A 25,942-nucleotide genomic window follows, 5' to 3' on the forward strand; every position below is an offset into this window, starting at 1 on the left:
GAAGACGGTATCCCAAAGTCTTAATGCCTCACTCTCCATTGAAGCATTTAGGATATAGCCCCCTCCCTAGTCGGGTTCTGCTTCAACTTGCTCTTTTTCATTTAATTATACAAGATTTCTGGTATGAACAGCGATAATTGCGGCACAAAGGTGATAAGTAACAGCATCACAATCAACACAACCACAAACGGAAGCGTGCCGTTAATTACAGACGTCAGCGGTAACTTACTGATCCCTGAAGCTACAAATAGATTCAAACCAAATGGAGGTGTGAGCATGCCGATCGCTAAGTTCACAATCATAATAATACCGAAATGAATAGGGCTGATTCCTAAATCGATCACAATTGGTAAAAATAGAGGAGCCATCACAAGTACTGCTGCACTTGGGTCCATAAACATACCAACAATTAACAGAACTAGAGTAATTAAAAGCATAATGACGATGGGGCTTTCAGCAAAGGCCAAGATTTGCTCAGCCAGCTGGTTTGGAATTTGCTGCCGGGTTAAATACCAACTGAACACTTGAGCACTGGAGATAACTAACATTACCATCGAAGCGATGACGACCGAACGTTTCGTTACTTCAAATAGCTTTTTTATGGAGAGCTCTTTATATATGAAAAAACCGACAAACCAGCTGTATACAATCGCTACGGCTGCTGCTTCTGTCGGAGTAAACACCCCAAAATAAATACCGCCCAACACAATAACAGGCATCATAATTCCCCATACAGCTTCCTTCGAGGATGTTAGGACTTCGTTTAAACTGGCTTTAGCTTCGGGCTGATGGCCTTGAGATTTCGCAATAATATAACTTACAACAATGAGGGAAATCCCAATAACAACCCCAGGGATAATTCCTGCCATAAACAATTCACTAATTGATACTTCTGCGATTACTCCGTATACGAGCAATGTAATACTTGGCGGAATAATAATCCCTAAAGACCCTGCTGCACACATTAAACCAGCTGAAAACTTAGGAGAGTAATGCGCTTCCCGCAAAGATGGGATCATAATACCTCCAATAGCTGCAACCGTAGCAGGGCTTGAACCGGAAAGAGCTGCAAAAAACATAGAAGATAACACACCAGCGATCGGAAGTCCACCTGTTGTCCAGCCAACTAATTTCTTAGCCATATCAATTAATCGCTTTGAGGTCCCGCCTGCTAACATTAAATCCCCTGCAAAAATGAAAAATGGAATAGCCATTAATGAGAAAGAGTCAATCCCTGAGAACATCGTCCGTGCCACGTTATCTAGTGAATCTCCTGATTGTACGACTGCATAAATACTAGTAAGACCTAGAGCTGCTGCAATTGGCGTACTAATAAGCAACAAAACGATAAATATAATAACTGCGATCAAAGCTTCTCACCCCCTTGCTCATGATTACCACCTGGTTCATCACGAAAGCCTTGAATGTCTTCCCAAATCAACTGTGAAAACCTGATGATCATAAGAGCAGCACCGACTGGCAAAGCCAAGTAGGGGATATACATTGGTATTCCTAAAGCTGGCGTAAAGTTTGAGTATTGAGTAACAGTTTCAATTGCCTGCCAGCCAGCAACTATGATTAATATACAGAATACAATTGCCATAGCAGAGGCCAAAATAGATAAAATTCTTTTGTAGAGAGGAGGGACATATGCAACCAGGACATCAACTTTGGCATGTGCTCGTTCACGCACTGCTATGCTGCTTCCAATAAATATAAACCAGATAATCAAGTACCTGGCCATTTCTTCCGACCATATAATTGAATAATTAAAAACATATCTTAAAACGACTTGGACAAAGATAAGAACTGTAGCTATGATCAATGATAAAACGCCAAAATACTCTTCTAAATGATTAAGGTATTTGTTCAATTTCCCCAACTTTCTCCCCCCCTTTTATATGTATGAAATAAGGGGCTACTTCCCCATAGCCCCCTCAGCAAATTGTTTTGCTTACTCCACTAAATCTAATATTTCTTCAGCATCTTCTACGTCTTCCAAGAAAATATCATATACTCCTTCTGTCGCTTCAATAAACTGTTCTCTTTGGTCTTCAGTTAATTCATGTGTTTCAACATCTTCTTCTTCCAGCACTTGTTCATATTCTTCCTCAGCTGCTTGAGCTTGCTCCCATTGCCATTCACCAGTTTCTTCTGCAACTTCTTCTACCATCTGCTGCAAGTCATCTGGCAGTTCTTGATAAAATTCTTCACTGATCAATAAGACATATCCCATATATCCATGCTCACTGTAGGTCATATAATCCTGTACTTCATAAAAGTTCTGCGTAACAATGTTGGAGAGAGGGTTTTCCTGGCCATCTACTGTTCCCTGTTGCAATGCGGTATATAATTCCGCAAAATCAATAGAAACACCACCAGCATTTAAAGCATCAAATTGAGCAGACAGCAACGGGCTTTGCGAAGCACGCATTCTCAAACCGTCCATATCTTCTGGTTCTTCAATAGCACGTTCAGAATTGGTAAAATGTTTAAAGCCACCGTCCCAATAACCTAAAGCTCTTAATCCTTCATTGCTTAAATACTCATTTAAGGCTTCACCCATCTCCCCATGCATGGAATCATAAGCGCTATCTTTGTCATCGAATAAATACGGCAGGTCAAACACTTGGAACTGCGGCACAAATTGAGGTAAAACTCCTGTAAATGGAGCATTCATTTGAATGGTTCCTGACTGCATTTGTTCGGTTATTTCTCTGTCACTCCCTAATTGGGAGTCAGGGTGTATATCCACCTCTACCCTGCCATCGCTTCGTTCTTCCATGAGCTCCCCAAAATATTCTGCTGCTTCACCTTTTGCAGTAGATGGGTTTACCACATGAGCAAAGGTGATCGTATATTCTCCGTCCTCTCCTTCCCCAGCTGCTGCATCATTATCATCAGCGGTTGTTTCTTCTACTTCTTCGCTCCCATTATCATCCCCATTTTCACTTTCTTCAGGCCCAGCCGTCTCGTCTGATTCACCACAACCAACAATAATGAATGATAAACTTACAATTGATAGGAACGTTGACCACTTACGCATTAAAATCCCCCCAATATCATTTGGATTAAAAGTTTCCGATGCTTTCAAGCGATGAACGGCTTATGAATGAAACGTTTTAACCTAGCGGCTACGCTTAGTGCTTAGTAAAATATTCAGGAAACAAAACTGTATAAGTTTGTTATTTTAATAGGTCTTTTAGTCCAAATATATTCATCTTCCAGGGAACATCAACTAGGTACATCTTCATTTTATTTAAAACGCTTACAATAGTCTTATCATTTATTGCATGCAGCTCTCAAAAACGGAACAAATAAATTTTTAAAATATAAAATTTTCTTATAATAATGGTGCTAGCTCTTCTTTTTACGAAGTGAATGACTTATTTCTATTTAAACTAACAATGCTCAACAAAACGCTTTTTCATTGTGTTCAGCACTTCATCCCCTGGAGTATCCCAGATCGCTTGATTAATAATCTCTACTTCAATCGGCCCATGATACCCTGCTGCTTCTACAGCTTGGCGGATTCGCCGCAGCTCAATTGCCCCATCTCCCATCATGCCTCTGCCTTTAAATAAATCCGGGGGAGGCACAGGCCAATCTGAGACATGAAAACCAAGAATACTTTCCCGGGCCCGATCAATATGGTAATACAAATTTGGGTCCCACCATACATGAAAGACATCAACAACAACGCCAATATAAGGAGAAGCAAATTGTTCAGTTAACTCATTGGCCTCTTCCATCGTTACAATAACCGAACGGTCAGCGGCATACATCGGGTGCAACGGTTCAATTCCGAGTTTAACCCCATGCTGTTCTGCATATGGCAGCACTTCTTCAATCCCTTCTTGTACCCATTTTCGTGCTGTATCAATATCTTTATCAGGAGCCGGGCCGCAAACTAATACTAAAACATCCGTTCCTAGTTCAGCCGCTTCGTCCACGGCCCGCTTGTTATCTTCTATCCGCTTTTTTCTTTCAGGAAGTGAAGAGGCCGGAAACATCCCGCCCCGGCACAAGCTAGAAACTTGCAGCCCGGACTCTTGAATCATCTTTTTGCTTTCTTGCAAGCCATATTCATTTAGTTTGTGGCGCCATACTGAAATCCATGGAACGTCATGGCGCACACAGCCATTTATGGCTTCTTTTAAATCCCACTTTTCAGTAGTGATTTGATTTAAGCTGATTCGCTCCAGGGAAGGTTCGTGCTTCATAGCTGCACCCCCTGCGTAACACCGGCTTGTGCCAGCACTGTTTCCATTCGTTTTACTGCACGCTGTTGATCAGTCAATAAACCGGCCTGGTCCGCCAATTTAAACAATTCAGCCAGATGGATAATGGAACGTGAGCTTTCCGCCCCGCCAATCATTCGAAAGTGAGTCTGATGGCCATTTAAATACGCCATAAACACCACTCCCGTCTTGTAAGAGAACGTAGGTTTTTGAAAAATATGGCGTGCTAACGGCACTGTAGGGTCCAGCAACTTGTGATACGTTTCTTCATCACCCTCGTCAAAAGCCTGATGAGCAGCAGAAGCAGCAGGAGCAATCGCATCAAAAATGCCTAAAAGAGCGTCGCTGTACCCGTTCTGGTCCCCTCGTATTAATTCTGGATAATTGAAATCGTCTCCTGTGTACATGCTCACATTAGAAGGCAATAACCGCCGCATCTGAATTTCTTTGTCTTTATCCAATAATGAGATTTTGATGCCGTCGACTTTGTGGGAATGTTCGCGGATAATGCGCAAACATACATTCATCGCTTTGTCCAGATCTTCCTGTCCCCAATAGCCTTTTAAAGCGGGATCGAACATTTCTCCCAGCCAATGAAGGATAACAGGTTTCTTTACTTGTTTAAGAATCCGGCCATATACATATTCGTAATCTTCCGGTGTTTTGGCGCAGGCTGCCAGGGCGCGGCTCGCCATAATAATAATCTGTCCTCCTGCTTGTTCCACCTTTTCACACTGCTCTTCATAAGCAGCGATCACATCGTCCACGGTAACTTCTGGTCCCGGCAGCAACTGATCAGTGCCAGTGCCGCAGGCTATTCGGCCGCCTACCGAGTTCGCTTCTGCAACCGAACGGGTAATTAACTCCTGCGCTTGATCCCAGCTGAGCCCCATGCCGCGTTGGGCAGTGTCCATGGCTTCAGCAACACCAAGGCCAAGTGACCATAAATGGTGGCGGTAAGCCAGTGTTTGATCCCAATCAATCTGGGCATTGCTTAATGGGTCTGAATTTACAAAAGGGTCAGCGACGACATGCGCTGCTGAAAAAGCCGTGCGGCGTTGAAATCCTGAAGTTTTTTGAGCCTTAATAGGGGCAGTATCGTTTAGGGTATACGTTTCAAGCTTCCCGCCTTCGAGCGGCAGCGTTATCATTTGAGCCATCTGTGAATCCCTCCTTAAGTATGAAGTTTTGGCACTTCGACTGCGCATCGTTCTTCCCACGACTTTAATCCAAGGTCGGACAACTGAGTTCCTTTTGCTCCTTCTAGCAGGTCCCATGGAAACTCATCATCTTGATGGATATGCTTTAAGAACATTTCCCATTGGATCTTGAAAGCGTTATCAAACAATTGGTTAGCTGGGACCTCATCCCACTGTTCTTCAAAATTGAAAGGATTCTCAATATCTGGATTCCAGACAGGTTTTGGTGTGTTCACCCGGTGCTGCACTTTACAATCTCTTAAGCCCGCCACTGCACTTCCTTCTTTCCCATCTACTTGAATGGTCAATAGATCATCCCGATTTACTCGCACTGCCCATGAGGAATTAGCCTGAACGATAATACCACCGTCAAGTTCAAAAGTAGCGTATGCCGCATCATCGGCTGTACATTTATAAGCTCTTCCATTTTCATCAACACGCTCTTCTATGTGCGTCACGCCAAGACAAGACACTGATTGTACTTCGCCAAACAAATTATCCAAGACATAGCGCCAATGCGGGAACATATCGACAATGATGCCTCCCCCATCTTCTTTACGGTAATTCCAAGATGGGCGCTGTCCCTCTTGCCAATCTCCTTCAAATACCCAGTAGCCAAATTCCATCCGCACCGATAAAATCTCGCCTAAAAACCCGGAATCAATGACACGTTTTAATTTTAACAAGCCAGGAAGGAACAATTTGTCCTGAACGACTCCGTTTTTGATGCCTGCATCCTTTGCTTGGTTTGCCAATTCAAGCGATTCTTCCATCGTAGTGGCTGTCGGCTTTTCGCAATAAATATGCTTTCCTGCTTGAATGGCCTGCTGAATACTTTCAGCACGACGGACTGTTGTCTGCGAGTCAAAATAGATTTGATTATAAGAATCTGCCAAACAGCTTTCCAAATCGGTGCTCCACCGTTCGATCCGATGATCTTCTGCCAGTTTTTTTAATTTTTCTTCGTTACGCCCCACCAATATCGGATCTGGCATGATGAACTCGCCATTACCCAGGTCCACACCACCTTGTTCTCTGATGGCTGCAATCGACCTGGCTAGATGTTGATTACTCCCCATTCGCCCAGTGACACCGTTCATGATAATGCCTATCTTGTGCTCTGCCATAAATGAATCCCCTTTCTCGTCTGTTGTTTCACTTATATCATAGAAAAAAAAGAGTGAGCCGTCTTATTAAATCATGCATGGTAATCTCAATATCGGAATAAAAATTCGGATTCTTCTGAAATCCTTTTTTATCTATCTCATCGCCGCGGTGTTTTCAGCTGCCCTAAAAAAATGAGCCCGGCTCCCCCATATGCATAAAGGAGAAAACCGGACTCTTGAAAACTGGCCTCAGGATAAATTTTGATTTTGATTATGTTTCTGTGAAATGCTCTAATTGGTCCTGTTTATAAAGAGAACGATAATGACTAGGCGGCATGCCGACATGCTTTTTGAACACGCGATAAAAGGTAGAGACCGATTCAAATCCCACTTCAAAACAAATAGAAGCAACATCTTTATTACTTTCAAGCAGCATTCTTTTCACAAGATTCAAACGAACTTCAGTTAAATACTGCATAGGCGTCACTTCATAATACTCTTTAAAAATACTGTGAATGTACCTGGTGCTCATGCCAATTTTATTAGCGAGGTCCGTTGACGTTTCAATTTCATAATAATGAGTATCAATATAATTTCGCAGCCAACTTACACGAAGTGTATTTGTATCAGTAACTTGCACCGTTTGTCTGCACCGATAGAGCACAAATAAGATTTGGGCAAGAAACAAGTTCAAAGCCAAATCTTTAACCGCATCTCCATATGCCTGTTCATAAAGCATCTTTCGTAATAGCTGACGCAATTCTTTACTGTCAACTAAACTTAGACTGGCCACTTTCGATTGTTGAAAAACTACTTTTAACAACTGTTCTTGCACAGTCTGTTCTACCGTTTGTTCATTAAATTCGAGCACAAGATTCGTCATTTTTGAAAAGGAAGTAATAGAATGATTAGAATAAGGGGCAATTAACACAATGTTGTCCTGCTTCATATCATAAGGAATACCATCTAATGTACAGGAACCATTGCCTTCAAGAACGTATATAATTTGATGAGTTGAATGGTGATGGTTATCAATAACATGATGTTCAGGATGTTTTGCTTCATACAACGTTACTCCCTGCAAACCGACCTCTGCCTTTTGCTGTTTCATACGTGCTTTCCCCTCCCACAACTAGCATTTTGCTGCTTTTACCAAGAAGCAATCCACTTAACCATTTTAAAAATTCAGAATTTTAATGGGAGCTGATGGTCCGACCTCTCTTATATTGAATATTATACTACCTTGTCTTCTTTATGCAAAAGTTTTTCCAGGTAAGGTGTCATAGGAGTTGTTCACATGAGAACTAGCACCATTTAATCTATTCAAAACAGAACAAAGCAATAAAGAACAGCCTTCTTTATTGCTCTGCCCCTACGCTGCTCGCTACTTAAATTGGTACATAAAGCGTTCCATGTAATACACAAACACTTGGCTGTAATAGCCGGGGAAATAAGAGTTGCTGCTATGGCCGGCAAAGGGCATCATTAATAAAGCTGAGTTCGTGTTGTCTTTTTCCTTATAGGCTTGATCAAAGGCTGCTGCAACACTTCTCGGCACAATGCCATCATGAGTACCTTGAAATATTAACGCAGGCGGACTATCTTCTGTCACTAAAAAATCCGGGTCCAATAATTCCTTCTTCCCTTCGATTTCTACGATGTCTCCTAACCCATTTGCTGGATACAAAGGAATAATCCCTTTTACGTTGAGGTTCGTGTTAAATTCATCAAAATCTTTGGAGGCTAATCCTAAACCTACAGCATTTGTTAATTGACCGCCCGCAGATCCTCCAGAAATAAATACAGAATCTAAATTTGCTCCATAGTCGCTGTTATGTTCCGCTAAATAATCTGTAAAAAGACCGATGTGGCGAACCATATCATCAATTGTAAAACCGCCCACTATGTTTTCAGGCACTTTCGTGTACTCAATCAACTTTTTTTCATTACTCAATCCGTATTGGACGTCAAAAACAACATACCCCTGGCTGGCGAAATATTTGTTCATTTGAGCGTTATTCATAGAGCCTTTATCACCAGTGGTCCAGCCCCCACCGTGAATGCGAATTAATACAGAGCGGTCTCCAGGCAGATCTTCTTGGCCAGCCGGCGGCAAATATGCATCAAAATGAAGTTTAATCCCTTGGTCCACCCCATTCTCCCCTTCATAATACAAAACATCCTCTACCAGCTGATATTCACCTGAGTTTATACCAAAAAAGTAGTCCGGAAATAAAAACGGGGTGTTGGAAACGTACTGTTGCTGCTCGGAAGGTATGATCTGCCCGGCTTCTTCTTGAAATGCCTCTTGGTATTTAGCTTCAGCAGACTGGACTATAAATGGCGTACTAAGCAAGGGAATAGATAACATGAGTGCTGTAATAAGCCCAATCGTAGCCACAACGACATTAAATACAGATGTTTTCAAGTGGGCATAGATATTTAAAATAAGCACGGTAATAACTAAAAATAGCATACTAAAAAACAAAGCATAAGGAGGGAGGAACAACTCCACAAAGCTGCGGCTTCTTCCGATCAACAAGTGAAGGCCTAAATACACTCCGATCAATAAAACCAGCGTGAGAAAAACGGTCAGTACTAATTTAAACTTTCTCCTACTCCGGCTTTGTACTTTTTTATTGAAAGAGTTTCCAGCTGTGCTTAAGGAAAACCCCCGCCGTTTTAATCCTGCAAGCACTCCGCCAAAAACAAACAGGAAGAACAGCAAGAGGATTGAAATGTTGCTGCGTGAAGCAACATTTGCTACGTCTGCAGCTGCTGCTCTATTTAAAAGTGGCACAGCAATCAAAGCTATGCTAATGAAGAGTAGATATGTATAATCTAGGCTTCTCCATGGACTTCGCCATAAGGTGGCGATTATATTCCCAACTAAGGTTAATAAGAGAAGCGCTCCATAAACATTCCAGAGCCCTTGCGAAGCATTAGTTAACACATATATCACGCCAAAGAGCACAGTTAAGCCATTTGCAATGATCAAAAGTGAAAAGAAGATATTTCGGGGGAAGTATTTCTTCTTCATACCGCTTGCCATATTGTTTACTCCTTCATAGCGTGCTACAAAAGATAATGACCATTTACATTCCTTTTACTCTTTAATGTGTGTGTTAGCGCTGTAAAATACTCGCCTAAATTTTTCGTTTTAAGCTGGAAGTACAAGCTTTGCTCCCCATTACAAAAAACGTGTCCCAGTAACAGGTACACGCATACATGTCCGCACTTCTACAGCTCCCTTTAAAAAGCTTCCATGAATTGCAACAGGGCGGGGCCCAGCACAATAATAAATAAGGTTGGAAAAATAAAAAGGATGAGCGGGAATAACATTTTGATCGGTGCTTTCATTGCAGCTTCCTCTGCTCGTTGTCTTCGATTCTCTCGAACGTCTTCGGATTGTATTTTGAGGACGCTTACCATCCCAATCCCTAGCTTTTCTGCTTGAATGACGTTGTATACAAAAGCGTGCAGTTCATTGAAAGTGAGCCGCTCTTTCAATCCGTTAAGCGCCTCTTTTCTCGTTCGTCCCAAGCGCAGTTCTTCTAAGCACAGACGGAATTCATCGGAAAGGACGCCCTGTTTGCTGGAGACCACTTTATTCAAGGCGGCATCAAAGCCAAGGCCCGCTTCCAAGCTAATCGTTAATAAATCCAGTGTGTCCGGCAGTTCTTTCAGCGCTTGCTCGTTTCTCTTTTTTGATTTCATTTTCAAATAATAGCGCGGGAAAAAAACAGCGGCCACCACAGCGCCCAAAGTGAAGAACACCACTTGGGTCACCGCCACGCCGAGGAGGAGAAGAAAACCGGCCGTTCCTACAGGGAGAGTAACGAGCAGAACCGATTGAAAAATACGGAACTCCACCGGTCCCCATCCAAATGGCTGGCCGGCCTGCAGTAACTTCATTTCAAGCTCAGACGTTCTGCCCCGGTTTAACTGGCGCTGGTATTTCCTTTTGAGATTGGTCCAATACGGCAGGATGACCCGCTGAAAAAAGGGAACATTTTCTTCAGGTAACTCTTCTGTGACAGGGCTGGGCTGCAAAAAATAAGTTTTCAGCCTTCTTTGAATGATATAGGAACGTTCGAAGCGGTAGACAAATAAGGCGTAAAAGAGAAGCGTCATAAAAATAAAGAAACTTACCGACAAAACAACCATAGTCACACCTCAATCTGCGTAATTTTCCGCACGAGCACCATCCCTATGACCCCGCTCACAAGCGCCATCCCGAGCATAAATTGACCAATAGGATGCGTAAATAACGTCATCATATACTCTGGGTTAATCATGTAGATGATAATGCCCAAGCCGAATGGAAGCAGGCTGATAATTATACCTGACAGCCTCCCCTGGGCGGTTAAGGTTTTTACTTGATTGTCGATCTTTTCACGCTCTCTTGTCGTCTCCACAATTTTATCAAGTAAAAATGCAAGGTTTCCGCCTACTTGCCGTTGAATAAGGAGAGCTTCTACCAACAACTCCAAATCCCCGCTTGGCAGCCGCTCTTTCCAGGCGTTTAATGCTTCTTCCAAGCTGCTTCCATACTGCATCTCTTTTAATACTTGCGCGACTTCTTCTTTAACGGGAGAGTATGATTCTTCAGCGACCATCTGCAAGGACTGGGGGAAACTGAAGCCGGCGCGCAAAGAACCCGAGATGGTGACAAGCATATCCGGAAGCATTTCGTTGAACTCTTTTAACCGTTTAGCCTGCTTTTGTTTAAGCCAAACTCTCGGCGCCATGTATCCGGCCAGGCCGGCAATAAGAGCAATAGCCACCATATCCAATATGAGATAAACAATCCCCCCAATAATAAGAAATGCAAAGACTTGAAACACCTTGAATTCTTCCGCTTTTAAAGGAAGTCCCGCCAGGCTTAAGCTTCTTTCTAAGCGCAAATTCTTTTCATTGGCTTTGCCTTTTCGCACCAAAAGCAGCTTTAACTTTTCATTGGCGTCTTTTAAGCGGTCTTTAATTCCGAGCTTAAGAGGCTGTCTCTCTTTGGCTTTTTCGTTTATCTCTTCTTCTTCAATGCCTTGTTCCTCTTCCGGCCTACGGTTTGAGCTTGTGACGGCACTAATGGCTAGAAGAACGAAAAAACAAGTGACGAATATCGACACAACCAGCAACACGGTCATTATTCATCGAACTCCTGTTCAGTGAAAATAGAAGGAGAGAGCGTAATGCCTTCGTTTTCCATCCGTTCATAAAACTTGGGCCGCACCCCGGTCGGCACTAATTTCCCGATAATGGTTCCATCACTGTCTACGTCAAACTGCTGGAACGTAAAGATATCCTGCAAGACAATAACGTCTCCTTCCAATCCCTGCACCTCTGTAATGTTAGTGATCCGGCGCGAACCGTCCCTCAGCCTTGATTGCTGAATAATAACATCCAAAGCCCCGGCAATTTGCTCGCGAATCGCTCTGATTGGCAATTCCATGCCCGCCATTAACACCATCGTTTCCAGCCGGGACAGCATATCGCGCGGGCTGTTGGCGTGCCCCGTCGCTAGCGAGCCGTCATGCCCTGTATTCATAGCCTGGAGCATATCCAGCGCTTCCCCGCTCCGGACCTCGCCGATAACAATGCGGTCAGGGCGCATCCGCAGCGAATTCCGGACAAGGTCCCGGATGGTGATGGCTCCCTTTCCTTCAATGTTTGGAGGACGTGTTTCCAAGGAAACCACATGTTCTTGCCCCATCTGCAGTTCAGCAGCGTCTTCAATCGTAACAATTCGGTCTTCATTGGAAATAAACGAAGACAATACGTTCAGCGTAGTCGTTTTCCCCGATCCGGTCCCACCGCTCACGAAAACATTAAGCTTTGCCTGGACGCATGCTTCAATAAAGGCCGCCATTTCATTTGTGAGCGTGCCGAACCGGATTAAATCGTTTATTGTAAACGGATCTTTCGAAAATTTCCGAATGGTAATGGTGGGTCCGCCGAGCGCTAACGGTGGAATAATCGCGTTCACCCGCGAGCCGTCACTTAAACGCGCGTCAACCATTGGATTGCTTTCGTCAATTCGGCGGCCGAGAGGCGCCACGATCTTCTCTAGCACTTGCATCACATGTTCATTGTCGCGGAACGTCACGTCCGTCAGCATGAGTTTCCCTTTTCGTTCCGCGTACACTTGGTTCGGACCGTTTACCATTACTTCGGACACTTCCTCATCCATAAGCAGCGGATTAATCGGCCCATAGCCTGTTAAGTCATTGGAAATTTCTTCAATTAACACATCGCGGTTACGCAAAGGAGGCAAGTCTTCATTTTCAGCAATGACTTCAGAAACGATATCGTTTAGTTCCGGAATAATATCGTCAATATCATCGTCTTTTCTTTCTTTTAAAATATGTTTAAAGACCAAATTTTTTAATTCCGCATGCTCTTGTGATGGTTTGGCGACTTCCATTCTCTCCGTCCGTTTTTTTCTAGTCTTGGGAGGAGTGTAGGCGCGTTCCTCCTTCGGTTTTTCTTCCTGGGCGCTTTCGCTTCCCTTGTTGTCAGCCGGGGGGCGGCTTTTTTCGGGAGGACGATTCTTGGCCTGCATTCTATCTAATAAACTCAAGACGATGACCTCCTTACGTTTTTCATGCGGCTCATCACATTTTGCAAGAACCGGTTAGACTCACGTTGATGACCCTCTTGACGTTCTAGAAATAACTGATCGACCATTGCTATGATCGCTTTGGATACTTCCAGATTTGGCAAAATGGTCGTCAGCACTCTGCCCGTATTAAACGCGTAAGAGACATTTTTGCGATCCTCGGGCAGATAATACAGCCGCTCAATCTTTAAAAGATCTATCAAGTCTTCCGCACTCAGGTTTCCTTCGGCAGTGGAGCGATTAACAATGACACTGGCTCTGCTTTTCAGCTCCAACGTATCTAAAATTTGCAACATTAAATTAGCATTTTTCAAAGCGGCCATGCTGCCAGTAGTTACCACTAGAATGTAATCGGCTTTTTCAAGAACGGGCAGGCTTCGGTCATTTAAGCCGGCCGTTGTATCTATAACAACGTAGTCGTTTTCTGACTGCAGAGAAGATAGGATGGAGTCCAAGTGCTCTTCTGTGACTAAATCAGCTTCTTCCGGCCGCGTTGGAGCGGCTAAAAGGCGAAGACCGCTCTCATGCTCACTGCAAAAATTGAGAATGCTCTCGCTTCCTTGGTTGTTCACCGCGTCTTTAATGGTATAAGACGGCTGCAGGTCCAGCGCCAAACTTATGTCGCCAAATTGCAAATCTCCGTCTACAGCAGTTACTTTATAACCTCTCTCAGCTAACAAGGAGGATAGATTAACCGTAATCATCGTTCGGCCATTCCCTCCGGTAGCACTACATATTGCAATGGTTGTCCCCGCAGGCTTTTCAGTTGTGTGAGAAACTGCTTCTTCACGAGTGGCCACGATTTCTCCTCCTTTCTCTAATTCCTTCCTATCTGCAGGATACGGCTGCTGATCCAGCCTCGATGGCCATCGCCAAATTCTACCCGCACCCAGGAACGATCATCCTCATCCCATTCCACCTCTTCGGTATACAACAAATTACTACCGCCCTCTACCACTTCTTGGACATTGGCACTTAAACTAGGTGCTTCGCGAATATTAGCTGCATACGTATAAGGCGTAAAATACAACGGCTCGATTTCTGTTTGCATTGCTGCTTCAAATTCTTCCAGCATAGCTTCCATCTCGGCTTCTAACTCAGCTTCCAGTTCCGCTTCTACTTCGCCCGCGGCAGGTTCAGCCGTACCGTCTTCATTGTCAGCTTCCTCTCCAATGACCTCGATGTCTTCTTCCTCTGTGCCTGGCGCTTCCGGGGTCATCACTGCACTTTCCTGGATTGGTTCTTCAGCCAGACCTTCCGCTTGTTCTGGATCTGCGGCGGTATCTTCATCCTCCTCGGGCGTTCTTGTACTATGTAAAGAGAGCTGAAGTGTTCCTGTTTCACTGCCATTTACGACAGCCACCGTATCCTCTACACTCAATTCCAGTGTTACCGCCTGGTAGTCTTCAGTTGGCGTTTCACCCCCTTCTTCTCCTCCGTTCTCCACCTGGGCCTCCTCTACTTGTGCGGCCGTCCGCTGCCCAACCGACAATACCCGAACTTCCTGTACGAGCAGCTCACTCGTTAATTCATTGCTGTCTGCTTCCGATTGCCTGCTTACCATTACATCTACATAATCTCCTGGTTCAATCAAGTTGGAAACCGAGCTTACGTAATCTACCTCTATGGACATAGCACGCATTCCCGGCTCCAGTCGTTCAGTAACACCCGCTCCTGGATCTTCGTCAGACTGAATACGATGAGCTACTATAACTTCCCCTTCTTCTATCGGTCCTGTGGCAAAACTGTCTCTTACCATGTCTTGATGCTGCACAGCGTTGGGAGGAAGCTGGTCTTCAGGTACCTCTGTTACTTGAAGCGATTCTTCCGTAATCTCTTCATTTTCATTGATCGGTGCCGCTGCAATAAGCACTTCCGCCATTTCTTCGGTAATTTCTGTATCTACTTCTTCGTCAGGTCCCAATTGATTGATAAACAATAAAAAGATAACAGTTGTGATAAGTCCTGCTGCGACAGCAAATAACACTAGTTTCCTTGGTCTCATGTCCATCCCTCTCCCTACTCCGTTAGTCGCGCCGTGTAAGCCCCGCGGTCAGCACTTTCATCGCTTGCCGTTCCAGAGCCCACCCGTTGAATGAAGGTCCCCCGCACGGTTTCATTTCTTCTGTCCAAAGGTTCCTCGAGATAGAAGTAAGCAAAGCCCGTGATTTCTACCTCCCGGAAATTACTCGCATCTCCGATTGGCCTATAAACAAGCACTGTCACGATGCGCTCACAGTCCCTGTCATAAATCGTGCCATCCGGACAAGCATCAATTCGATGGTCTACCCCTCTTTCTGTTGGTCCGACAATGTTACCTGTCTGGGTAGGAACCACATCACCTACCTGCAAGGACTCCTCGAACCCGTACCTTAATGTTTCTTCATAGGTTCTTGCGCCAGGACCGTCCAGCGCGAGAATTCCAAAGTTCCCTCCTTCCGCATCTCCCGAATCTACCTTCAAGTCATAAGTTTCGCCAAAGGTTAGGGTAGTCGATTCATCGATGCCAAAAGGCACAGCCCCTGTTGCTTCTCCAATCGCGCTTAACTCTACTGTTGCATCCGCGCTTAAGGTTACCGTTTCTATGCCAAACAATGAAGCAAAGAAGACCGGCACGGGACGGGCAAGATCTACCGTCAACGATTCTTCCTGTTCCAAGACGGTTCCGCGCAGGCTTTCCCGTTCATTGTGTGCTTCTAACACGTCATCAACAATTTCATGAACCGCTTCCTCTGAATGCATCAGTTCCTGGGCGCCTGAAAGCGCGGAAGCATTGGCCGTTTTTTGCAGATGGCTTTGTGTCATATACAAATGTCCCCCATCGACAACCAAACCAAAAAAAGCTACAGCCACAGCTAGCCCGAAAGCCATCATAATGATGGCGTTGCCGTTTTGACCTTTATTTATTTTTCTTATTTTCATCGTTTCACTCCACCCGAATCGTTGAACTTGTCTGGACGGTATAATCAATTGAATAATCGCCAAAAACTGAAAACAGGCTGGCAGGATAGGCTACTTCTACAGTCATGTAATCGCCGGGCCTCCGATTTTCCGGACTGATGCTGACTGATAGACTGGAAGATTCACCTGCATGAAATTCTTCCATCATAAAATCTTGAATGGAAGCGTCATCATGACCGAAACTTCCCATTCTTACGGCTTCCTGGGTAATAAGCTCTAATTGCAAATGAGCGTAGAGAACCCGGCCAAAATCCACAACCCCCACGAGCATAATGAGGATTAATGGCAACACAAGGGCAAATTCCACGAGTGATTGGCCGTCTTCTTTTTTTATCATAGAAACCATACCCCTTCAGCAAACAAACTAATCATCGCGCCTCCGGCAATCGCTACCCCGTACGGATACGTAGCAGAGAGCGATTGTTTTGAAAGTCCGGCTGAATACTTTACGCCGGATTTCATGCTTGAAAACTTATAAATAAGAGATTTTAAAAAGCCGCGGCGGAATAGAATAATAGCGAGTGCGATCACCGCGCCGATAATCGCCATATAAATAAAGGTGTAAAAAACAAAAGCCGCGCCTTTAAAGGCTCCTACCATTGCCAACAGCTTCACATCGCCGGCTCCCATCCCTCCCATTAAGTAAGGAATCAAGAGCAGGCCGAAACCTAATAAAAAGCCAAGGAACGAATGAGAAATGCCTTCCCAACCGGCCTGTATAGTATGAAAAATAAAAGCGAAGAGAAGGCCGGGATAGACGACTTTATTGTATATTTTGCGGTTTCTAACGTCTGTAACTACACAAATAGCCAAAAGCAGTAGTAATACGATATCAATAAACACAGCGGGCCATTCCTTTCCTTTAACTTGTACACACCTGGAGTTTTGAAAAAGACCCTATATAGAATAGGGTCCTTAAAAGTTATTGTTTAGTTGATTTAGCCTTCTCCACCAGGCATATCTTCTTCCATTGTCCCTAGGAGGTCATTGAAAACTTCTACAATTTCATCTCCTAAAGTAACCAGTACAGCAATAACTCCAACTGCAATCAACCCAAGAATCAAACCGTACTCGGTCATCCCTTGTCCTTCTTCTTCTAACAACAATCCTTTAAATTTATCTAACATATCATTCTCTCCTTTAAGAAATACTAGTTTTATTTTGAATCTCGCTTGACTGATTTATCTCACTGACAAAGGCTAAGGACTGTCCGGTTTCCAAGCTTAAGCTGTTAATTGTACCAGCAGGTAATTCGATGACAGAGCGGGCACCTGAAACTCTTTGACCAATCTTGCCCGGGCGCAAGTGTTCCTCCGCACCTACAATTTCGTTCTGGTCATTAAGATATAATACATCGATAGCATAATTCATAAAGAACGTGTGAATAGAGGGACAAGGAGATATATGAAGTGCGGAACGTTCTGGCAATTGTTTCGTAAACATTAAGCCTTTTAGTCTCTTTCTAAACGTGTAAGCTTCTTCTACCTTCCAGGCGACCACTTGTCTCGTATCAAGGTTGATTAAATGAATTTCTAAGCACCTCCCAGCCTTGTGTGTTTGGCGTGTTCTCTTTGCGAGCTAACTTACAATGCTTAGTATAAGCGGTGCGGCAGAAAGTGAATATCCCTCAGCGCTCCTATTATTTACTTTTTCACTCCTATAGGAACGCGTTCCTATTCCCTCCTGCTTATAACAGAAGGTGAGGTAGTATGGGTGTTTCCCCTTACACGCCAAATTTAATCAGTTTGCCCTAAAAGGTGACTGTTCTACTACCCATCATATAAAGAACAGCCTACAATTTTTGAATTAAAAACCTTTCATGTATAATTTTGTCTATTGGTATATAAAAGGAGATTCGAAAAGGGCTGAAAGCATCAAAAAAAACTCCCTGCACAATTGGCAAGGAGTTCTTACGATTGAATAGTTTCATATTTTAATTGATACACCTTAGAGATGGCATTCGCCCGATCAGAAACGCCTAGTTTTTGATAGATTTTCGTGACGTGATTTTTGACGGTATGGTCACTAATATATAATTCCTGGGCGATATCGCGGTTGTTTAATCCCCGAATAACTAATTCAAGCACTTCTTCCTCGCGCGGAGAAAGTTTGATTTTTTCTTTAACCGTCTGTACAGCGGGCCGAGCTTCTTGGTCTGCTCTGCTTTCTGCAGCAAAGCTAAACTTCTGTTCGACCGTGTTAGCTTCTTTAATAAATGTGACAAATTGTTTGTATACTTCTTCGTCTACAGCCTGTAACGATTGAAGAGACGTAAGGTCTTCTTCTTGCTTTATATACGTAACAATAAGTGCAACTATATCTGCTTCTGTATATTTATTTAAAGCTTGCCGCCCTTTCATTAATTCATTAGCTTCTTTAAGAACAGCAGGAACCCGGCTGCTTAAAAGGGTTTCAGATAAGAATTCTGCCGAATAGCCAAATAGCGAACTTGCATCGGCCACCGTTTGTGCCTGTTTTTGCGGCAAGTCTTGTTTTGTGGTGAATTTTTTCGCCAGTTCGGCAGCATGCTTGGCTTGTAAAAATAAATCCGGATCAAATTCTCTCATGGCTAAGTGCAGCCCTTCCACCTGTGCTTCTTCGTGACTTCCTTGATCTTCCTCATTTAAGTTAAGCACAACACCGCCAAGAATGGAGAGTGTATGGAAAAAAGCTTTATGCTCTTTTAATTGGTCACTGTTCAGGGAATCAGCACCAACACAAAGCACCCCAAATAATTCTTCACGGCAGAACAACGGGCATTCTAATACAGAAGCGCCCCAAGTTGTTTGGGTCAGGCGGGGCTCTCGTAATGTGAAGTCCTCTTCTTCTGACAAGGTAGAAAAATGACGCTCGACTACTTCTTTGGCGTATTCTTCACCTTTTCCGTTCATCTCTCCCCGCGATAGGAGCTGGGCTATATTATCAGTCTTATTTTTATATAAAACACAAGAAAATCGCCCCTCTAGGACATTCAAGCTAATATCCACTAATATATACAGCAGCCTCTTCCTATCAGGAGCGTTCACCATAAACTTGGAGACCTCCACCAACGAAGTGAGGCGCTGTACTTGTTGGTTGTTTTTTTTCTCTAAGGCTTGAGCCCAGAAATTATTTTCAAGAATAGCAGTAAGAGCCCTTCCTGTTTCTATAATTTCCTCGGACATCTCTTCATGGGTGAAACTCCCGCCAAACAGTAGTGATGTGACTTCTCCGTGGATTTGGACAGGAAAACAGAAGAGCGTTTTAGGATATATAGCACAGCGCTTAAAAAAAGAAGCGCGGGGATCTTTATCCAGCTGCTCCCATCGTTCAGCTTCCCCGCTTAAAAAAACGCGCCCAAGCAGGCCTTCCCCCGGGCTGAATGTCAGGCCTTGAAGGTCACAATCCTCTTTGCTTATAAAATGCGTGATTTCTAATTCATCTTCATTTTTCGTTTCCGCCATCCCAAAAAAATCAAATTCGGGCAGATGGTCCATAAACCCCTGAAGCGTGCCTTCATCTAGTTTTTTTTTATTTGTGAAGCCTCTCCTAGCAAATGAGCTTGTTTTTTCACAGCGGTGTTGGTTTCTTCTTCCGATAGGTCTAAAGTTATGAAATGGGCCAGGTTAGCAAGGCTCTCCTTCATCCCCTGCTCGCGCGCGCTGTCCGTGTCTAACGTTTGCTGAAGCAGTTCTTTCCAGTTGATATCATACCCGTAAGAAAACATCAGCTGTTCTTCTACTAAGGATCTGTTTTCCTGATCTGTCATTACGCCGGCCCAAATAAACAACTCAGCTTCTCCCTTTACGAGAACAGGGGCGATGAGCACTTGGATGCCTGGTTTGATATCGTAATATATGGGCTGCTTGCTTTTCCATTTCCCTTGCAGAATTTCTTCCATATTTTTTTGGATATCCGTCTGCTGCTTTTCAAATAAAATATGGCTGAGCGGGCTGTCTCCCTTTTCTGTGAGGAGCCACCTGCCGTTTCTGTCCGTCACGACCAGGCTCAGCTTGAGAAATGAAGCATAGGCTTTCACTACGTTAACGGTTTGCTCGCTAAAGTGACTCATAGCTAATCAACCTCGCTTGTAATATCGAGAGTTTTGGTGATCACTGGCTCTTTGTAACGAAATAGTGTCGAAGCTTCCTCTTTTGTTTTTTGAATAATGTCCTGCTGTACCAATGCTTCCAACACAGGCAGAATTTCTTCTTTTGTTCGGCCAAGCAATGCTTCCAGGCCTTCAATGTTCTCTGCCATATCCGGGTTTGATTGAAAAAGGAACGTACACTCCATCTGCAACGGCAATGTTTCTTTCCTTGTCATGTTCTTCCCCCTCCCTCGCGGATTCTTGCGGATCAACGCCGAATTCCTGCTCATTCTATGCTTTTCTTTATTTTATAGCAGTTTTCTATGAACCTATATCCCCTGCTATTCCCATTTTATATTGTTGTATATAGTAGTTAATTGAACAGACAGTAGCTACCTACCTTTCTTTTTCCTTTCTTATGTATGGCTAAACCTGGATAAAAAAAGCCTGCTCCCGCTGCTTTGTCACTTCACCGCAGCGGGGGACAGGCACTTATACTAATATCCGGCCTTTCTTTTCAGCACATGAATATAAGAAATCGACTAGCACTGCCTGGTATTCTTTCACCGATTCCACATAGACCAATTCGTTATGGCCATGCCAATCTACGCCTACCGGGCCAAACTCAATCGCAGCACCTCCATATTCACCAAAGTATTTGCCATCGTTCGACCCGTGCTGTCCGTAAATATTGGCTTTTTCCAGGTCCGTTTTATTTAATAGAGCCTCTTCCAGGATTTTAACAAACGGATTGTCTGCGTCCGTCGTGACGGGATCACTTACATTATGAACATGAACCGTGCCTTCTGTTCTTTCTTTAATTTGAGCCAAGATATCATCAGGCGATTGTTCCGGTAGATAACGGATATCTATAGACATCTTGCACGTTTCAGGGACCTTGTTATAGACGGTACCACCTTTAATTTTTGCTAGATTAATAGACGGTTTATCATACATTGGCGGTGCTTTTTCCTGGGCAAACGGAAGCTTAAGAATACTATCATACAGATCATATGCCTTTTTGATCGCATTCTGCCCTTCCCATGGACGGCTGCCGTGGGCAGGTTTTCCCTCCATCTCAAAGTCCAGCTGCAATACACCTTTCGATTGGATCGCGATCCCGAAGTTTGTCGGTTCGCCGCAAATAATAAAGTCGCCTAAATACCCTTGTTCCGTTAAATATTTAGTGCCGTTATTGCCGCCTGTTTCTTCATCAGGCACCAATTGAAGCATGACGGTGAAATCGAGGTCGCTGTCTTTTAATTCAACCATCGTCTCCATCATCGAGGCGACGCCTGCCTTCATATCAATCGAGCCGCGCCCATACATCTTTCCTTCTTTCGTCGAAGGTTCAAATTGTTTTTCTTCCGCTTCAATCACATCAACATGCCCATTTAATATGACCGTAGGCTCCCCTTTGCCCAGTTCACTGACAAGCATGTGATAGCCGTTGTTTTCTAACTTTTTTGTAGTAAGTCCTTGTTCTTCTAGCCACTCTTCACAATAAGCAATTGCTTCATTCGCACCTTCTTTTGTTGAGCTATCAATCTTGATTAATTCTTCTAACAAAGGGATAGGATTACGCATTCTTACCCTCCTAAAATATCATTTAACGCTTGATCCTACGTTATCCTTCCTTTTGCGCAAACGCGTACTTTTCTTTCGTTTCATCAATACTGATTACTTCATCATAACGAGCGAGTTCTGTCTCAGCGTTTGTCGTAAACCATTCGTCTTTTAATTCACGGCCAAGTGCCATGGCAATGATGGCAGCAGGGACGTTCGCTCCAGCTTTATGAGAAAAAGAATAGCCTCCGCCAAAGCGTGGGTTAATATCAATTACATAGTACGTCTTGCCATCATAAAACACGTCCGTATTGATATAGCCTATATGCCCCAGGTTTTCTCCTATTTTCCGACCGATATCCATTAACTCTGGATGGTGGACAGTAAGGCAGCGATCCACATCTCCTCCTCTCATATCCAGTTGTTTTCGGCTAAAGGAAGCGAGAAAACGACCATCTAAGTCATTAAATATATCGAGGCTGAATTTTTCACCTTCTACTACTTCTTGAATAATAACGTTCTCTTCCGGTTTCTTGTGAGTTGCATTTGATAGTGGTGTTTCTTGAATAGTCTGCACAGCTTGGTTAAAAGCAAATTCCATAGCGTCCACGCTATATACAATCTCAATGCCTATGGAGGCAGAGCCATTGCGGGGTTTGACGATTAACGGGAACTCCACTTCTCCTATCTCTATAGCATAAGCTGCATCTTTCACCGTCAAGTAGGAGTGCGGAGCAATAACATCAAAGGAGCCTAACAAGTCATGGTACATCCCTTTGTCTCTTACATTGTGAACCACCTCCGGGTCAGGAGCGAAGACTGTGATCCCCAACGCTTCCAGCTTTGTTTTATGATCAGAAATCGTTGGAACTTCCCAATCGTTTAATGGAACGAGGCAATTGACCCTCTCTTTTTTACAAATTTCATATATAGCATCCATATAACGTTCATCTGTTTGATGGGGAATGACATAGTTCACATCCCCAACCTGAAGGGAAGGAGCGTTATGGTCTGGGTCAGCAACAATCACTTTCCCTTCGGTGCCGACTGTATTTAAGGCTTCTTGAAAGAATTGAACAAAATCTATTCTCCTGGCGCCAGACGTTAATAATATATTCATAATGAAGCCTCCTTCTATTTTCTGTTGTTGATAGAATCAGTATTCTTAATTCCCTCACGCCTTTTGCTTAATCCATGTTTTTTAAAATAAGAAAAATAGAGCAGGAAATTTGGTTTATTTTTAGTATAAATAGTGCGTAATAGATAGAGGATCTTCTCGTGATATATCATTTCACAAAGGTTCTTCGGACAGCCAGTTAATAGAAATCGGGTCTTACCAGTACATTTTCTAAATAACCGCTCCCGTATTTAGTTGGAGAATATAATTTACGTCTAAATTACAAAAAATCTTAAGTGTTTAACTCTTTTCCAACTGGTGGAATGGTTTTTATGTAACACAATAAAAAGGAGGTATTATGAATGGCTACCAACAGGCAGAACAGAACCATGACAAGAGAAGAAGCAGGACAAAAAGGTGGAGAGAAGACTAGTCGGAAGTATAACCAGGAACACTTTGAGAACATCGGTCAAAAGGGTGGCGAAACTACTAGTAATGAGTACAGCCAAAAGCACTTCCAAGACATCGGTCAAAAAGGCGGCAACACCACTAGTGAGAAATATGGAGAGGAACATTATGAAAAAATCGGGGAAAAAGGCGGACGAAATTCTTCAAACAACAACCGGTAATCGTTTTAGACAAAAAAATAAAAGAGTCTTATAAACTAAGACCCTTTTATAAAAAAACTACTACTTCTTATTGTAATAGAGGTTTGTTACGGGGGCAAACAACCAAGATAAAACAGGTGAAAAAGCTCCACAAAAGGAACGTATAAAGTAGATAAGCTGGTCAACGGCAATTCCAGCAACGACAACACGACTATAAACTTGAATGAAGGCGACCCGTTTCCTCCTTCTCCTTCTGAAAATGAAGCAGCTTACTGGGTTAAATCCTTCTAAACCTCATTACCAAATGCTTACAATCGAGCTGTGATGGGAGATAAACCATCACAGCTCGCTTCGTTTGAGGAGTTGGTTACCCACCTGCCGTTCTCCATTCCTAGCTTTCTTCTTTTATCGGAACCCCTTAAATCATATACTCTCCCTTATTTTGGATCAGTTCTTGTTTATCAGCACGATGGTGTTGAGGCCTTTCACTTCTTACTAATTGATCAAGTGTAAGATAACGGCCGACATGAGGATATTTTTGACCCCAGCCAGCTTGCAGCAGCATATCTCGAACCGGTCCTTTGATATTCACCAGCCAAATTGCATAATTGTCATCTACTTCATAGTTTAACACTAGACGTTCAAGAGCTTCTATTCCCATCGTATCAATATCATTAACGCCAGTCATATCCAATATAATTAAACGTGGCTTATCTTCTCGAGATAACTCTTCATTAATTTTTTCCGCTACGATTTTTTCGCAGTAGTTTACATTGGAAAAATGAATACTTGCATCAATTCGTATAATTACGGTCCCTGGTACCGCTTCTGCTTGAGGAACTCGCTTGAGATCCCGATAACTTTTACTGTTCGGATCGTACCCCAATTTCACAATATTTGGTTTGGCGCTTCGTTTTAATAACAAAAGCATCGACACAGCAATTCCAATTAACAGTCCCCATTGAATCCCTATGATTAAAGTGGCAGAAAAGGTAATCAGCCAGACCCAGCCGTCCATTGGCTTCACTTTAAAGGCATAAGTTAATGACGAAACATTAATGAGTCCGTATACAGCGGTCATTATAATGGCAGCCAACGCAGCTTGCGGCAAGTAATAAAAAAAGGAAGTGAAAAAGAGCAAGGTAAGAATAACTGAGCTTCCTGCCACAAGCATGGAGATTTGTGAAACCGCTCCGGCCTGATAGTTCACCGCACTCCGTGAAAAACTGCCCGTCACTGCGTAAGCAGAAAACATAGAACCTACAATATTCGAAAAACCTAACGCCCTTAACTCTTTATTCGCATCGATTGCCTCATTATTTTGACCGGCCAGTGTCCTTGTAATCGCTGTTGCCTCCATCATTGCAATTAAGGCAATGGTTACGGCGGTTGGAATTAACATTTGCACGGTGGCTACATCAATAGATGGGAGCGAAAATGCTGGAAGGCCCAGCGGAACCTCTCCGACAATATTTACACCAACTTGGTCCAACTGAAAAAGAAAGACGACAAGTATGCTTCCCGCCACAACGAGTAAAGGAGCTGGTAAACGACTATCAAGCTTTTTTATCCCGATTAATAACGCAAGGCTTGCCAGACCGATAAGGAGGGTAGGCCCATTTATGGCTGAGAGATTTTGAACAAGGTCAATCATGATTTGGTGAATATAGGTTTGACTCGTTAGTTCAATGCCGAGTAAATTACCTAGCTGGCTTAGGCCAATAATAATCGCTACAGCAGACGTAAAACCGTGAATGACATTTTGAGAAATAAATTTTATAAAGACCCCTGCATTCATAAGACCCAAAAGCAACTGGATCATCCCCACCATAAGCGTGAGAAGCAAGACCAGGGTGATATATTCCGAGGTCGTGGGCTCAGCGTAAACGGACACTCCGGAATAGATTAAAATGGAAGCCATTGCCACCGGCCCGACAGCAAGGTGCCTAGAAGACGCAAATAAAGCATAGATGATAAGAGGGATGGTGGAAGCATACAGACCCATCACAGGAGGAAGACCCGCCAGCATCGCATAAGCCATACCTTGAGGTACAAGCATAATAAATATGATTAAACCTGCATTAAGGTCTTTTTTTAAGTGGAGCCACTTATAATTATGGGGAAGATTTAACATAGCTGCTGTTTTATTTCTCATGCTTTTTCTTCACCTCCCCTTTCTGTTAACGAGTACATACGCCTCTTATTATAATACTAGTACTTTAATTATAGAAACCTACATGGCGAAAGTATATAACTATGCACACAGGCGCCATCAAAATTCATAATAGGTGGAATTAAATTATTTTATAACATCGCTCAGTTACAGTTTATTGTGGAAAGGTAAAAAACGTAGCGCAAGCAGCTACTCGACTTCGGCGGAAGTAGGTGGACCGCCCACCCTACAGCTAAGTCAGGAGGCATATAAGTGGCCAGCATAGGCGGAAAGCGCATTATAC

The 25,942-nt window shown here is 43.5% G+C and carries 26 protein-coding genes; 2 read left to right on the top strand and 24 right to left on the bottom strand.

Annotation, left to right across the window (positions count from 1 at the left end):
- Positions 1-101: 101 nt before the first annotated feature.
- The 23 genes from D469_RS0111285 to D469_RS0111395 form a co-directional block, all read right to left on the bottom strand.
- Positions 102-1,370: a TRAP transporter large permease gene (locus tag D469_RS0111285; protein WP_018923504.1), complete on the bottom strand. Its 1,269-nt coding sequence runs from the start codon at positions 1,368-1,370 to the stop codon at positions 102-104.
- Positions 1,367-1,882 carry a TRAP transporter small permease gene (locus tag D469_RS0111290; RefSeq protein ID WP_018923505.1) on the bottom strand — a complete coding sequence of 172 codons (516 nt, stop codon included), beginning with the start codon at positions 1,880-1,882 and terminating at the stop codon, positions 1,367-1,369. The genes D469_RS0111285 and D469_RS0111290 overlap by 4 nt, the downstream gene beginning before the upstream one ends.
- Positions 1,883-1,954: 72 nt before the next feature.
- Positions 1,955-3,046: a TRAP transporter substrate-binding protein gene (locus tag D469_RS0111295; RefSeq protein ID WP_018923506.1), complete on the bottom strand. Its 1,092-nt coding sequence runs from the start codon at positions 3,044-3,046 to the stop codon at positions 1,955-1,957.
- 355 nt (positions 3,047-3,401) lie between these two features.
- Positions 3,402-4,223, bottom strand: a complete 822-nt coding sequence (locus tag D469_RS0111300) for a sugar phosphate isomerase/epimerase family protein (protein ID WP_018923507.1) — start codon at positions 4,221-4,223, stop codon at positions 3,402-3,404.
- Positions 4,220-5,401 carry a dihydrodipicolinate synthase family protein gene (locus tag D469_RS0111305; protein WP_018923508.1) on the bottom strand — a complete coding sequence of 394 codons (1,182 nt, stop codon included), beginning with the start codon at positions 5,399-5,401 and terminating at the stop codon, positions 4,220-4,222. The genes D469_RS0111300 and D469_RS0111305 overlap by 4 nt, the downstream gene beginning before the upstream one ends.
- A 14-nt stretch (positions 5,402-5,415) precedes the next feature.
- Positions 5,416-6,567, bottom strand: coding sequence for a Gfo/Idh/MocA family protein (locus D469_RS0111310; RefSeq protein WP_018923509.1), 1,152 nt, complete (start codon positions 6,565-6,567; stop codon positions 5,416-5,418).
- A gap of 250 nt (positions 6,568-6,817) precedes the next feature.
- Positions 6,818-7,657 (bottom strand): AraC family transcriptional regulator, encoded by an 840-nt coding sequence (locus tag D469_RS0111315; protein ID WP_018923510.1) that lies wholly within the window; start codon positions 7,655-7,657, stop codon positions 6,818-6,820.
- Positions 7,658-7,930: 273 nt separating this feature from the next.
- On the bottom strand, positions 7,931-9,598 hold the full coding sequence (locus D469_RS0111320; protein WP_018923511.1) for an alpha/beta hydrolase: 1,668 nt from the start codon (positions 9,596-9,598) through the stop codon (positions 7,931-7,933).
- A 200-nt stretch (positions 9,599-9,798) separates the two neighbouring features.
- Complete coding sequence (locus tag D469_RS0111325) at positions 9,799-10,713, bottom strand: type II secretion system F family protein (RefSeq protein WP_018923512.1); 915 nt, start codon at positions 10,711-10,713, stop codon at positions 9,799-9,801.
- Positions 10,714-10,715: 2 nt separating this feature from the next.
- A complete protein-coding gene (locus D469_RS22565; protein ID WP_018923513.1) occupies positions 10,716-11,693 on the bottom strand; it encodes a type II secretion system F family protein in 978 nt (325 codons plus the stop codon).
- On the bottom strand, positions 11,693-13,126 hold the full coding sequence (locus D469_RS0111335) for a TadA family conjugal transfer-associated ATPase (RefSeq protein WP_018923514.1): 1,434 nt from the start codon (positions 13,124-13,126) through the stop codon (positions 11,693-11,695). The genes D469_RS22565 and D469_RS0111335 overlap by 1 nt, the downstream gene beginning before the upstream one ends.
- Entirely contained in the window at positions 13,123-13,965 is an 843-nt protein-coding gene (locus D469_RS20210; protein WP_018923515.1) for a CpaE/TadZ family protein, read from the bottom strand. Before D469_RS20210 ends, D469_RS0111335 begins: the two co-directional genes overlap by 4 nt.
- A gap of 17 nt (positions 13,966-13,982) precedes the next feature.
- Positions 13,983-15,170, bottom strand: a complete 1,188-nt coding sequence (cpaB, locus tag D469_RS0111345; RefSeq protein WP_018923516.1) for a Flp pilus assembly protein CpaB — start codon at positions 15,168-15,170, stop codon at positions 13,983-13,985.
- Between the two features lie 14 nt (positions 15,171-15,184).
- Complete coding sequence (locus D469_RS0111350; protein ID WP_018923517.1) at positions 15,185-16,087, bottom strand: pilus assembly protein TadG-related protein; 903 nt, start codon at positions 16,085-16,087, stop codon at positions 15,185-15,187.
- Positions 16,088-16,091: 4 nt separating this feature from the next.
- Positions 16,092-16,463, bottom strand: coding sequence for a TadE/TadG family type IV pilus assembly protein (locus D469_RS0111355; RefSeq protein WP_018923518.1), 372 nt, complete (start codon positions 16,461-16,463; stop codon positions 16,092-16,094).
- Positions 16,460-16,969 (bottom strand): A24 family peptidase, encoded by a 510-nt coding sequence (locus D469_RS0111360; RefSeq protein WP_018923519.1) that lies wholly within the window; start codon positions 16,967-16,969, stop codon positions 16,460-16,462. The genes D469_RS0111355 and D469_RS0111360 overlap by 4 nt, the downstream gene beginning before the upstream one ends.
- Positions 16,970-17,064: 95 nt before the next feature.
- Entirely contained in the window at positions 17,065-17,253 is a 189-nt protein-coding gene (locus tag D469_RS0111365; protein ID WP_018923520.1) for a Flp family type IVb pilin, read from the bottom strand.
- Between the two features lie 13 nt (positions 17,254-17,266).
- Positions 17,267-17,626 carry a DUF192 domain-containing protein gene (locus tag D469_RS20215; protein ID WP_240473332.1) on the bottom strand — a complete coding sequence of 120 codons (360 nt, stop codon included), beginning with the start codon at positions 17,624-17,626 and terminating at the stop codon, positions 17,267-17,269.
- A 410-nt stretch (positions 17,627-18,036) separates the two neighbouring features.
- Positions 18,037-19,602, bottom strand: coding sequence for a LuxR C-terminal-related transcriptional regulator (locus D469_RS22460; RefSeq protein WP_018923522.1), 1,566 nt, complete (start codon positions 19,600-19,602; stop codon positions 18,037-18,039).
- Between the two features lie 23 nt (positions 19,603-19,625).
- Positions 19,626-20,177: a hypothetical protein gene (locus tag D469_RS0111380; RefSeq protein WP_018923523.1), complete on the bottom strand. Its 552-nt coding sequence runs from the start codon at positions 20,175-20,177 to the stop codon at positions 19,626-19,628.
- A gap of 2 nt (positions 20,178-20,179) precedes the next feature.
- Positions 20,180-20,431, bottom strand: coding sequence for a hypothetical protein (locus D469_RS0111385; protein ID WP_018923524.1), 252 nt, complete (start codon positions 20,429-20,431; stop codon positions 20,180-20,182).
- Positions 20,432-20,687: 256 nt separating this feature from the next.
- Positions 20,688-21,782 (bottom strand): M20 family metallopeptidase, encoded by a 1,095-nt coding sequence (locus D469_RS0111390; RefSeq protein WP_018923525.1) that lies wholly within the window; start codon positions 21,780-21,782, stop codon positions 20,688-20,690.
- Between the two features lie 40 nt (positions 21,783-21,822).
- Positions 21,823-22,881 carry an ATP-grasp domain-containing protein gene (locus D469_RS0111395; protein WP_018923526.1) on the bottom strand — a complete coding sequence of 353 codons (1,059 nt, stop codon included), beginning with the start codon at positions 22,879-22,881 and terminating at the stop codon, positions 21,823-21,825.
- A gap of 359 nt (positions 22,882-23,240) precedes the next feature.
- Between D469_RS0111395 and D469_RS0111400 the strand changes: the two genes are divergently transcribed.
- Both D469_RS0111400 and D469_RS21660 read left to right on the top strand, forming a co-directional pair.
- The gene (locus tag D469_RS0111400) at positions 23,241-23,507 is read left to right on the top strand and encodes a hypothetical protein (protein WP_018923527.1); all 267 of its coding nucleotides are present in this window, start codon (positions 23,241-23,243) and stop codon (positions 23,505-23,507) included.
- 156 nt (positions 23,508-23,663) lie between these two features.
- Positions 23,664-23,777: a YjzC family protein gene (locus D469_RS21660; protein WP_156816984.1), complete on the top strand. Its 114-nt coding sequence runs from the start codon at positions 23,664-23,666 to the stop codon at positions 23,775-23,777.
- Between the two features lie 127 nt (positions 23,778-23,904).
- Here D469_RS21660 and D469_RS0111405 read toward each other — a convergent pair whose 3' ends face one another.
- A complete protein-coding gene (locus tag D469_RS0111405) occupies positions 23,905-25,641 on the bottom strand; it encodes a SulP family inorganic anion transporter (RefSeq protein ID WP_018923528.1) in 1,737 nt (578 codons plus the stop codon).
- Positions 25,642-25,942: the final 301 nt, after the last annotated feature.

This window comes from Salsuginibacillus kocurii DSM 18087 (assembly GCF_000377705.1).
GTDB classification, from domain to species: Bacteria; Bacillota; Bacilli; order Bacillales; family Marinococcaceae; genus Salsuginibacillus; species Salsuginibacillus kocurii.

Coding starts and splice junctions, on each gene's coding strand:
- D469_RS0111325 (WP_018923512.1), bottom strand. CDS start 10,713: ATGGTTGTTTTGTCGGTAAGTTTCTTTATTTTTATGACGCTTCTCTTT.
- D469_RS22565 (WP_018923513.1), bottom strand. CDS start 11,693: ATGACCGTGTTGCTGGTTGTGTCGATATTCGTCACTTGTTTTTTCGTT.
- D469_RS0111350 (WP_018923517.1), bottom strand. CDS start 16,087: ATGAAAATAAGAAAAATAAATAAAGGTCAAAACGGCAACGCCATCATT.
- D469_RS0111385 (WP_018923524.1), bottom strand. CDS start 20,431: ATGACAAGGAAAGAAACATTGCCGTTGCAGATGGAGTGTACGTTCCTT.
- D469_RS0111300 (WP_018923507.1), bottom strand. CDS start 4,223: ATGAAGCACGAACCTTCCCTGGAGCGAATCAGCTTAAATCAAATCACT.
- cpaB (WP_018923516.1), bottom strand. CDS start 15,170: ATGAGACCAAGGAAACTAGTGTTATTTGCTGTCGCAGCAGGACTTATC.
- D469_RS0111295 (WP_018923506.1), bottom strand. CDS start 3,046: ATGCGTAAGTGGTCAACGTTCCTATCAATTGTAAGTTTATCATTCATT.
- D469_RS22460 (WP_018923522.1), bottom strand. CDS start 19,602: ATGGACCATCTGCCCGAATTTGATTTTTTTGGGATGGCGGAAACGAAA.
- D469_RS0111355 (WP_018923518.1), bottom strand. CDS start 16,463: ATGATAAAAAAAGAAGACGGCCAATCACTCGTGGAATTTGCCCTTGTG.
- D469_RS0111380 (WP_018923523.1), bottom strand. CDS start 20,177: ATGAGTCACTTTAGCGAGCAAACCGTTAACGTAGTGAAAGCCTATGCT.
- D469_RS0111400 (WP_018923527.1), top strand. CDS start 23,241: ATGGCTACCAACAGGCAGAACAGAACCATGACAAGAGAAGAAGCAGGA.
- D469_RS0111405 (WP_018923528.1), bottom strand. CDS start 25,641: ATGAGAAATAAAACAGCAGCTATGTTAAATCTTCCCCATAATTATAAG.
- D469_RS0111310 (WP_018923509.1), bottom strand. CDS start 6,567: ATGGCAGAGCACAAGATAGGCATTATCATGAACGGTGTCACTGGGCGA.
- D469_RS0111305 (WP_018923508.1), bottom strand. CDS start 5,401: ATGGCTCAAATGATAACGCTGCCGCTCGAAGGCGGGAAGCTTGAAACG.
- D469_RS0111320 (WP_018923511.1), bottom strand. CDS start 9,598: ATGGCAAGCGGTATGAAGAAGAAATACTTCCCCCGAAATATCTTCTTT.
- D469_RS0111390 (WP_018923525.1), bottom strand. CDS start 21,782: ATGCGTAATCCTATCCCTTTGTTAGAAGAATTAATCAAGATTGATAGC.
- D469_RS0111395 (WP_018923526.1), bottom strand. CDS start 22,881: ATGAATATATTATTAACGTCTGGCGCCAGGAGAATAGATTTTGTTCAA.
- D469_RS0111315 (WP_018923510.1), bottom strand. CDS start 7,657: ATGAAACAGCAAAAGGCAGAGGTCGGTTTGCAGGGAGTAACGTTGTAT.
- D469_RS0111365 (WP_018923520.1), bottom strand. CDS start 17,253: ATGTTAGATAAATTTAAAGGATTGTTGTTAGAAGAAGAAGGACAAGGG.